The organism is Hominimerdicola intestinalis (assembly GCF_054655215.1).
Genome location: NZ_BAAHNZ010000027.1, coordinates 1 through 1,217 on the forward strand (window position 1 = coordinate 1; position 1,217 = coordinate 1,217).

The following is a 1,217-nucleotide window of genomic DNA, read 5'->3' on the forward strand; positions in this document are numbered from 1 at the left end:
AACACGCCAATCGTTTGACGTATTTGCGCTTTAATTTTTCACTCGAATGCACATAAGTATTGAGTGTGATTTTTACATCTGAATGTCCTAAAAGTTCGCTCAGAGTTTTAATATCAAACTGCTTTTCTACACACATTGTGGCGTAAGTGTGCCTGAGCGCATGAAAAGATATATCGCCGATCTTGCAGTTATTAAGTATTCTTTTAAACTTATGCTGTAACGTTCTTGGCTCGGTAGGTTTTATTCTGTTTGACAATACAAAAATGTCCGGCTTCTGTCTGAACTTTTTCAGCATTTCAATGATAAATAACGGTATATAAACCACCCTAACAGAGCTGTCCGTCTTTGGCGTATCTATGGAAATAACGGTCTTACCGTTACCAAGCGATATTCTCTGAACGGTTTTGCAGACTGTAAGACAACCCCGTCTAAAATCAATGTCTTTCCATTGCAGACCGCATAATTCGCCGATTCTTAAACCTGTGTAAAGGCAAAGCATTATGCAGATATTAGTCAGATTTTGATTGCTTAAAAGGTACTTTTCAAGTTTTCTTCTTTCCCCGTCCGAAAGCGTTTTTGCTTCGGGCTTTTTTATTCTTGGCATAGTTATACCGTCGCAGATATTTTTGAGTCCATATTCAAGCTGAGCAAACTTTGCGATTGCTCGCAGAGCCTTGATAATATCTCTTGTCATACTTACCGACAGACCGCCTTTTCCGTCCTTTCTGCCGCTATCCATTAAGGATAAAATATAATCATTTATATACTGCTTATCAAGAGCAGTATATTTTTTGTCCCCAATATCAGCAAAAATGTGGTCGATAAGCAGCCTTTTATAGTTATTATATGTAGACGGTTTAACGGTCATTCTTTTATCTGCCAGCCATTGCTCGCCAAGGTACTTTATTGTCATGTTTTTCTTTCCTATAAGCCCAAACATAGTTTTTATTCTCCTTTTTCCCCTTTGTCGATTTATAGGTTTTTACACCTATTACAAAAATCGACAGTAAATTTGTGCAAATTGCACAGTTATAACTTGTCTAATTTTGGTATATTAACAGTTTACAATTTTAAATTAATATGTTATACTATAAGCAGTTAATTAAAATCAATAAAAACCATAAAACGATTTATTTTACGACATCTTTCGACGGGTATCTTTTCGGATACTCGCTTTTTTATTGCCTTATTTTTAACTGTATTTTAATTATATATCA

At 35.2% G+C, this 1,217-nt stretch carries 1 protein-coding gene; it reads right to left on the reverse strand.

The window, feature by feature from the left end; all coding sequences use genetic code 11:
- Window positions 1-940: tyrosine-type recombinase/integrase (locus ACYQ0H_RS12340; protein ID WP_459813178.1), on the reverse strand; the 940-nt coding region annotated here is incomplete at its 3' end.
- Between the last annotated feature and the right edge of the window lie 277 nt (window positions 941-1,217).